This window comes from Comamonas testosteroni, from assembly GCF_000761245.1.
GTDB classification, from domain to species: domain Bacteria; phylum Pseudomonadota; class Gammaproteobacteria; order Burkholderiales; family Burkholderiaceae_C; genus Comamonas; species Comamonas testosteroni_C.
The window spans coordinates 390,864-398,679 of sequence record NZ_AWOR01000078.1 but is presented as its reverse complement, the minus strand read 5'-3'; the positions used below and the strand labels follow the sequence as shown (position 1 = coordinate 398,679).

Below are 7,816 nucleotides of genomic sequence, written 5' to 3'. Positions count from 1 at the left end.
GATTTCTCGGCTGGCGTCGTAGCGGGGGTCTTGCTTGGCTGCGCTGATGATGGCGTCGTTGGCGTTCATGGTCGTATCCTTCAAGAATGGATGGGAGGATTCAGCCGGCTTGCACGGCGTAAGTGGTAGCGGCAAAGCTCTTGCCTGCGTCCGTGGGCGCAGCTTGAACCTGGCTGGGGTAGATCATCTGGCTGGGCACGTTCATGCTTTTCCTGGCCAGCGGGTAGTAGACGAGCGAGGTGACGATCAGGCTCACGATCCACGAGATGTCGGCCCCGTTCATGGCCTTGGCCAGCGGGCCCACATACATGGCCTGGTTGATAAAGGGAATCTGCACCGCAACGCCCATCACATAGCAGGACAGAGCCGTCCAGTTGTAGGCGCCATAGCGGCCCTGGCTGTCATAGAGCGCCGGGATGTCCACTTTTTCCTTGGAAACCAGGTAGTAGTCCACCAGATTGACGGCGCTCCAGGGAACGAACACGGTGAGCAGCAGCAGCACGAAGTTCTTGAACGTGGCCAGGAAGTTGGAGCTGGCCAGCAGGGCCACCAGCACCGTCACCAGCACAAAGCCCAGGATGTAGAGCAGACGCGATGTCGCAGTGAACTGCTTTTTGCGGTTGAAGGCGCTGACCGTTGTCAGCACGGTCATGAAGCCGCCATAGGCGTTGAGGCAGTTCACGGTGAGCTTGCCGGTCACGATGACCAGATAGATCACCACCGCCAGCGGGCCTGCCAGCTGGCCCATGAAGCCGACCTGGTTCTTGATGAAGTTGGCACCCAGGGCGGCTACCAGCACGCCGAAGGTCATGGCCAGCTGCGAGCTGATGACGCTGCCGCTGAAGGTGGTCCAGAAGGTGGCTGCCGTCGAGGTCCTGGTGGGCAGGTAGCGCGAATAGTCGGCCACATAGGGGGCAAACGTCATCTGCCAGCCTGCCGACAAGGCCATGGCGGTCAGAAAGCTGGCCCAGGTGAAAGGCTTCTGGCCGAATGCCGAGGCCACCTCGAACTGGTGGCACAGCTGCCAGGCCAGATAGCCAAAGCCCAGAATGCCGACCACGGTGGAGATGCGCCCCACCACATGGATGAGCCGGTAGCCCACCACGGCGACCAGGGCCGTGAGCGCGCCGAAGATGATGATGCCGATCGCAGGGCTGTGAAAGCCGAACATCAGATTGATGGCCTGGCCCGAGAGCACGGTGCCCGTGGCGGCAAAGCCCACATACATCAGGATCACCAGCACCAGCGGCAGGGCTGCGCCCTTGACGCCGAACTGCACGCGGCTGGAGATCATCTGGGGCAGCCCCAGGCGCGGCCCCTGGGCCGAGTGCAGCGCCATGACGACGCCGCCGAGAATATTGCCGATCAAGAGACCGATGATGGCGGTCATGGCTTCGGCACCGAACACCACGGCCAGGGCGCCGTCGACTACCGCCGTGATCTGCATGTTGGCACCGAACCAGAGGGTGAACTGGCTGGAGGGCGTGCCGTGGCGCTCGCTCTCCGGAACCATGTCGATGGTTCTGGTCTCGATGGCGCCAGAGGAACCCAGCGTTGCTGTATCAATACTCATGAAATTGCTCCGTCAATCCCTCTGGATGTCTCTTATATGTCCGAACAACTTTCAGTAATTTCCACTAAGTTGTCTAGACGAATTTTGTGATTTACTCCCACCAACGTCAATCATCTAGACAGCTTTTCTGATCCAAACAAACCCTATGTCGCGAACTGATACCACCGCCGCCGTACCTGCGTTCCAGCGCATCAAAGACCATGTGCTGCAGCAGATCCACAGTGGCGTATGGCAGGAAGGCCAGGCCATCCCCAGCGAAGCCGCCCTGGTCAAGCAGTTCAATGTGGCGCGCATGACCGTCAACCGCGCGCTGCGCGAGCTCAGCGACGAAAAGACGCTGACGCGTGTCCAGGGCTCGGGCACTTTCGTGGCTCAGCAGAAATACCAGGCCACCCTGGTGGAGCTGCGCAATATCGCCGACGAGATCGCGGCCCGCGGCCACCGGCATCGCGGAGAGCTGCAGCGGCTCGAGCGCAGCAAGGTCGATGCCGCCCTGCTGCGCCAGTTCGAGCTGAGCGCCGCCCCCCATCTGTTTCACTCCGTGGTCGTGCACTTCGAAAACGATGTCCCCATCCAGGTCGAAGACCGTTATGTGAACCCGGCCGTGGCTCCCGACTATCTGAGCCAGGACTTTGCGAGTCAGACGCCGAATGCCTATCTGGTGCGCGTGGCACCGCTGCAGGGAGTGAGCTTCTCCATCGAGGCGAGCATGCCCACGCCCGAGGTGGCGGAGCTTTTGCGCATGGAGGTCGCCGAACCCTGTCTGGTGCTGCGCCGCAGAACCCGCTCCCAGGGACAGGTGGCCTCGGTGTCGGCTCTGTGGCACCCGGCATCCCGCTACCAGTTCGCCGGTAGTTTCTGACCCACCCCGCTCCTGGCCAGCACCCCGGCAAGCGCTGCCGAAGCGCCGCGCCGCCACCGCGAGGACCGCTCTTGTCCGATACTGGCGGCGCGACGGCATGGCGCTGGCTCAGGCCGCGTTGCTCGGAAAAATGCTCTGCAGCACCTCGGGCCAGACAGTTTCCAGCGCCCACAGGCGCATGATTTCGATATCGGGCGCCAGGTAGCGGTCCTTGTCCAGATAGGGCACCTGGCTGCGGATCAGCGCGTACTGCTCCTCGATCAGCGGCGAGCTCTTGAGACGGCGGTCGAAGTCCATGCCCTGGACTGCGGCCATGGCCTCCACGCCCACGATCACCGCCGTGTTCCTTGCCATTTCGGCCAGGCGACGCGCACCATAGGTGGCCATGGAGACATGGTCTTCCTGGTTGGCCGAGGTGGGCAGGCTGGTCACGCTGCTCGGGTGCGCCAGACACTGGTTTTCGGCCGCCAGGGCGGCCGCCGTGACCTGGGCGATCATGAAGCCCGAGTTGACGCCGCTGTCCTCGATCAGGAAGGCCGGCAGGCGCGACAGTCCGGTGTCCAGCAGCAAGGCCATGCGACGCTCCGAGATGGCGCCGATTTCAGCGATCGCCAGCGCCATGATGTCAGCTGCGAAAGCCACGGGTTCGGCGTGAAAGTTGCCGCCCGAAATCACGTCTCCGTTGTCGAACACCAGAGGATTGTCCGAGGCTGCATTGGCTTCGATGACCAGCACGCGCGCAGCATGGCTGAGGTTGTCCAGGCAGGCACCCATGACCTGCGGCACGCAGCGGATGGAGTAGGGATCCTGCACGCGCCCGCAATTGGGGTGGGAAGGATCGATGGCGCTGCCGTCCAGCAGGGAACGCACGGCGGCCGCCACGGCAATCTGCCCCTGCTGGCCCCTGGCCTCGTGGATGCGCGCATCGAAGGGCTTGATCGAGCCCTGTATGGCTTCCAGCGTCAGGCAGCCGGCGACCAGACCTGCGGCCAGCACACTTTCGGCCTGGAACAGGCCGGCCAGCGCCAGCGAGGTGGAGACCTGGGTTCCATTGAGCAGTGCCAGCCCCTCCTTGGGGCCCAGCACAAAGGGCTCCAGGCCGATGTGTTTCATGGCTTCACGGCCAGAGACCAGCTTGCCGCCCACCCTGGCCTGCCCCTCGCCGATCAGCACGCAGGCCAGGTGCGACAGCGGCGCCAGGTCGCCCGAAGCCCCCACCGACCCCTTGGAGGGAATCACAGGCAGGACATCGGCATTGGCCAGAGCCAGCAGCGCGTCCACCAGTGCCGTGCGGGATCCCGAATGCCCGCGGGCCAGGCTCACGGCCTTGGTGGCCAGAACCAGGCGCACCACATGGTCCGGCAGCGGATCACCGGTGCCCACGCTGTGCGAAAGCACCAGATTGCGCTGCAGCTCGGCCAGACGCTCATGCGCGATCTTGGTCGAAGCCAGCTTGCCGAAGCCGGTGTTGATGCCGTAGACCACCTGGTCTTCATCGACGATGTGCTGCACATGCGCCTCGGCCTTGCGCATGGCGACATAGGCGGTCTGCGCCATGCTGAGCTGCACTCCGCCGTCCTGGATGCGGCGCAGCTGAGCCAGCGTGAGCTCGCCGGGATGCAGTTCCAGTTCGGAGTTCGAGTGCTCTTGGGTGGTGGTAGTGTTCATGGCTATACCTGTCTATACAGTCAAGAGAAACAAAAACGTACTGAGAGATTCAAGGGCCGGCCGGGATCAGCCGCCGTGCACTGAATCGGTTCGGAAACGGCTACCGAGTCGGTAGCGCATGCCTGGATGCACGCAATGCACCCAGGTGATCGGGACGCCGCGCAACCAGGTGCGGCGCGTGAGCATCAGGCAAGGCTGGTCGAGGGCCATCTGCAGCAGCCGGGCCTGCTCGGCAGTCGGCAAGATTGCATCGACCACATGTTCGATCTGGTCGTACTGCACATTGCGCACCAGATAGACCGAGGGCTGTACGGCTGAGAAGTCCTGGTCCATGAAGTCGGGGACCAGGCGGGGGTTCACATAGCGGTCTTCGATCTGGACCGGCAGCTCGTTTTCGAAGTGCACGCCGTGCAGGTGAAAGACCGAGGCGCCGACCGCCAGATCCAGCGCAGCGGCGACTTCGGGCGATGCGGACTCGCGGCGCATATCGAGCAGCTCGAAGCGATGATCGTGGCCGCGCTGGGTGATCTCTTCACCGATATTGGCGATGCGCAGCAGAGTCGATTGCGGCTTTTCCTCGGCCACGAAGGAGCCGACCCCCGCCACACGCACGATCACGCCCTGCTCGGCCAGCTCGCGCAGCGCACGGTTCACCGTCATGCGCGCCACGCCGAACTCGTTGACCAGCTCCTGCTCTGAAGGTACGCGCGCACCGGCCGCCAGCGAGCCATCGCCGATCTTGCGCAGCACATGGTCCTTGACCTGCTGATACAACGCAAGCGGCATCAGGGCGGCAGGAGCCGTCTTGCGCTGGGCAGGGTCTCGGGCATTCATGATGCAGGCCTCAGTGAGCAGCCGCAGCCAGTGACTCGGCGCGAATCTCTTCCGTCAACCGGGCCTTGAGCTCCATGAACTCGGGCGAGGTCTTGACGGTGTAGTGGCGCGGGTGCGGCAGATGGACCGGAATGTCTGCCTTGATGCGGCCCGGACGCGCGCTGAACACGGCCACGCGATTGGCCATGAAGATGGCTTCATCGATATCGTGGGTCACGAACATCACCGTCTTGCGCTCGGCCTCCCAGATGCCCAGCAGCAATTCCTGCATCAGAACCCGGGTCTGGTTGTCCAGCGCACCGAAGGGCTCGTCCATGAGCAGGATCTTGGGATCGTTGGCCAGCGCACGCGCGATCGCCGTGCGTTGCTGCATGCCTCCAGACAGCTGCTTGGGATAGTGATTCTCGAACCCGCGCAGACCCACCTTGGCAATGAAGTAGTCGCTGCGCTCTTTCTGGACGGCTTCGCTCACGCCTTTCTCGCGCAGTCCGAAGCGGATGTTCTGCGCCACGGTCAGCCAGGGGAACAAGGTGTAGCTTTGAAACACCATGCCGCGGTCGGCGCCGGGCTCCTGCACCAGCTTCCCGTCCAGCAGCACCTGCCCCGTCGTCGGGAAATCCAGACCCGCAACAATGCGCAGCATCGTCGATTTGCCGCAGCCCGAGGGCCCCAGAATGGTCACGAAATCGTTCTCCCGGACCTCGAAATCCACCGGAAGCAGCGCCTGGGTGCTGACGCCCTTGTGGCTGGTGAAGGTGCGCGAAACGCCTTGAATGGACAGCTGGTTCATCACAGGGAACTCCACTCGAACATGCGACGGTTGACGGTTTTGAAGATGAAATCCGACACCAGACCGATGAGCCCGATGATGATGATGCCGAAGATGATCTGTCCAGTATTGAGCAGCGCCTGACTGTCGGTGATCATGTGCCCGATGCCCGAGGACGAGCCAATCAGCTCGGCAACGATGACGTAGGTCCAGGCCCAGCCCAGCACCAGGCGCAGGGTTTCAGCGATGCCAGGAGCGGCACCGGGAATCAGCACCCGCTTGACGATGCCGGTATTGCTGGCGCCCAGTGTGTAGGCGGCCTCCACCAGGTCCTTGCGCGCACCGCCCACGGTCACGGCCACCATGAGGGTGATCTGGAACACCGAGCCGATGAAGATGACCAGCAGCTTCTGGGCTTCGCCCACACCGGCCCAGAGGATCAGCAGCGGAATGAAGGCCGAGGCGGGCAGGTAGCGGCAGAACGAGACAAAGGGCTCGAAAAACGCCTCCACAGGCTTCCAGGCCCCCATGGCAATGCCCAGCGGCACGGCCACGATGCTGGCCAGGATGAAGCCCCCCATGACGCGCCATACGGTCATGCCGATGTCATGGTGAAAGTCGAACTCCGTGAACAGCAAAATGCCTTCGCGCAGCATCGTCAGCGGACTGGCGAGAAAGGTCGGAGACACCAGTCCGCCAAAGGTGACGGCGGACCAGACCAGTACAAACAGCACGAAGAAGCCCGTGCCGAGCAGCCACTTGGCCTTGGGGCTGACAGGCTCCAGAGGGGCCATGTAGCGCCGGCGAGCCGGCCGAACGGAAGGCGATGCCACCTGAACCGATGCGGGCGATGCTGACTTGATAGAAGGTGATACCGCTTCCATGTGCAACCTCTTCGCGCTTACTTGATGAAGCTTGCGTCGTACATGACGCCGTAGTTCTCAGGAATGCTGCGAATCACGCCGGCTTCCTTGAGGATGGCCGCAGACTCCTTCATGAAAGGCAGCAGGTCGTTGGCAAAGAATTTCTGATTGGCCTCCTTGTCCGACCATTTCAGAAAGGCTGCCGACTTGCCGAACTGTTCACCGCTTTGCTTGACGGCCGCGCCCATGATTTCGTAGCTCTTTTCCTTGTCGGCATTGATCATGGCGATGGCATCGAAATAGGACTGGGTCAGCGCCTTGGCGGCTGCCGTGTTGGCCTTGAGCCACTTGGGATCGCAGCCCACGGTGTCCATCACCATCGGGTAGTCGATGGTGGTGGCCAGAATCTTGCCGGCGCTGGGGTTGGCGCGCACCGTGGACAGGTAGGGCTCATAGGTCATGGCCGCATCGTTCTGCCCGGAGACAAAGGCCTGGGCCGCAGGCTGGGGCTCCAGCGACACGGTCTTGATGTCCTTCATCGTCATGCCGTTCTTGTTCAGCATCCAGGCCAGACCAAAGTAGGGAGCCGTACCCGGTGCGCTGACGGCGACGGTCTTGCCTTTCAGGTCAGCAAAGTTCTTGACGTCGTTGCGCACGGCAATGCCGTCGGCGCCATAGGACTTGTCCATCTGGAAGATCTGTACGATCGGCACACCATTGGTGTTCCAGGCCACATGCGTCTCCACGGTGGTGGCGGCACATTGCACGGCACCCGAGGCCAGCGCCAGATGCCGGTCCTTCTGGGGAATCATCTTGATTTCGACATTGAGGCCGTTCTTCTTGAAGATCCCGGCCTTGTCCGCGAGCGTCAGTGGCGCGAAGCCGGTCCATCCCGACATGCCCAGGACGATCTTGGTCTCCTGAGCCGCTGCATGTTGTGCAGCAGACACCAGAACGGTTGCGGCTAATGCCAATTGCCAGATTGGAACGCGACGTGTCGATTTCATGGGACTTTCCTCGGTCGATGCCAGAGCAGTTCGGTTGTTGATGCGGACTTCAAGCCTTGCACGACAGTGCAGGCAGCGAAGTTTGCGGTTGCTGATTGAACATGTATATACAGGCTTACCCGAGCGCCATAGCTGCCGGATTTCTCAGCTGTATAGACATGCATCAACAATCCACAAGAGCAAGCTATGTGCCAACTCGCTCGCCCAGGGGGCCGCCTCCGCCGGCTCCTGGGGACGCGC

General features: G+C 62.4%; 7 protein-coding genes. 1 reads left to right on the top strand and 6 read right to left on the bottom strand.

Annotated elements, in window-relative coordinates:
* Positions 1-100: 100 nt before the first annotated feature.
* The gene (locus P353_RS23810) at positions 101-1,573 is read right to left on the bottom strand and encodes a purine-cytosine permease family protein (RefSeq protein WP_034375149.1); all 1,473 of its coding nucleotides are present in this window, start codon (positions 1,571-1,573) and stop codon (positions 101-103) included.
* Between the two features lie 145 nt (positions 1,574-1,718).
* Here P353_RS23810 and hutC (P353_RS23805) point away from each other — a divergent pair, with 145 nt between their 5' ends.
* Positions 1,719-2,435 carry a histidine utilization repressor gene (gene hutC / locus P353_RS23805; protein WP_034375147.1) on the top strand — a complete coding sequence of 239 codons (717 nt, stop codon included), beginning with the start codon at positions 1,719-1,721 and terminating at the stop codon, positions 2,433-2,435.
* 108 nt (positions 2,436-2,543) lie between these two features.
* On the opposite strand, the gene hutH is transcribed toward hutC (P353_RS23805), so the two are convergent.
* The 5 genes from hutH to P353_RS23780 all read right to left on the bottom strand — a co-directional run bounded on the left by hutH (position 2,544) and on the right by P353_RS23780 (position 7,576).
* The gene (hutH, locus tag P353_RS23800) at positions 2,544-4,103 is read right to left on the bottom strand and encodes a histidine ammonia-lyase (protein WP_034375144.1); all 1,560 of its coding nucleotides are present in this window, start codon (positions 4,101-4,103) and stop codon (positions 2,544-2,546) included.
* Positions 4,104-4,169: 66 nt separating this feature from the next.
* Positions 4,170-4,937 (bottom strand): histidine utilization repressor, encoded by a 768-nt coding sequence (gene hutC, locus P353_RS23795; protein ID WP_034375142.1) that lies wholly within the window; start codon positions 4,935-4,937, stop codon positions 4,170-4,172.
* 10 nt (positions 4,938-4,947) lie between these two features.
* Positions 4,948-5,727, bottom strand: a complete 780-nt coding sequence (locus tag P353_RS23790; RefSeq protein WP_034375140.1) for an ABC transporter ATP-binding protein — start codon at positions 5,725-5,727, stop codon at positions 4,948-4,950.
* Positions 5,727-6,590, bottom strand: a complete 864-nt coding sequence (locus P353_RS23785) for an ABC transporter permease (protein WP_034375138.1) — start codon at positions 6,588-6,590, stop codon at positions 5,727-5,729. The genes P353_RS23790 and P353_RS23785 overlap by 1 nt, the downstream gene beginning before the upstream one ends.
* 17 nt (positions 6,591-6,607) lie before the next feature.
* Positions 6,608-7,576 carry an ABC transporter substrate-binding protein gene (locus tag P353_RS23780; protein ID WP_034375136.1) on the bottom strand — a complete coding sequence of 323 codons (969 nt, stop codon included), beginning with the start codon at positions 7,574-7,576 and terminating at the stop codon, positions 6,608-6,610.
* Positions 7,577-7,816: the final 240 nt, after the last annotated feature.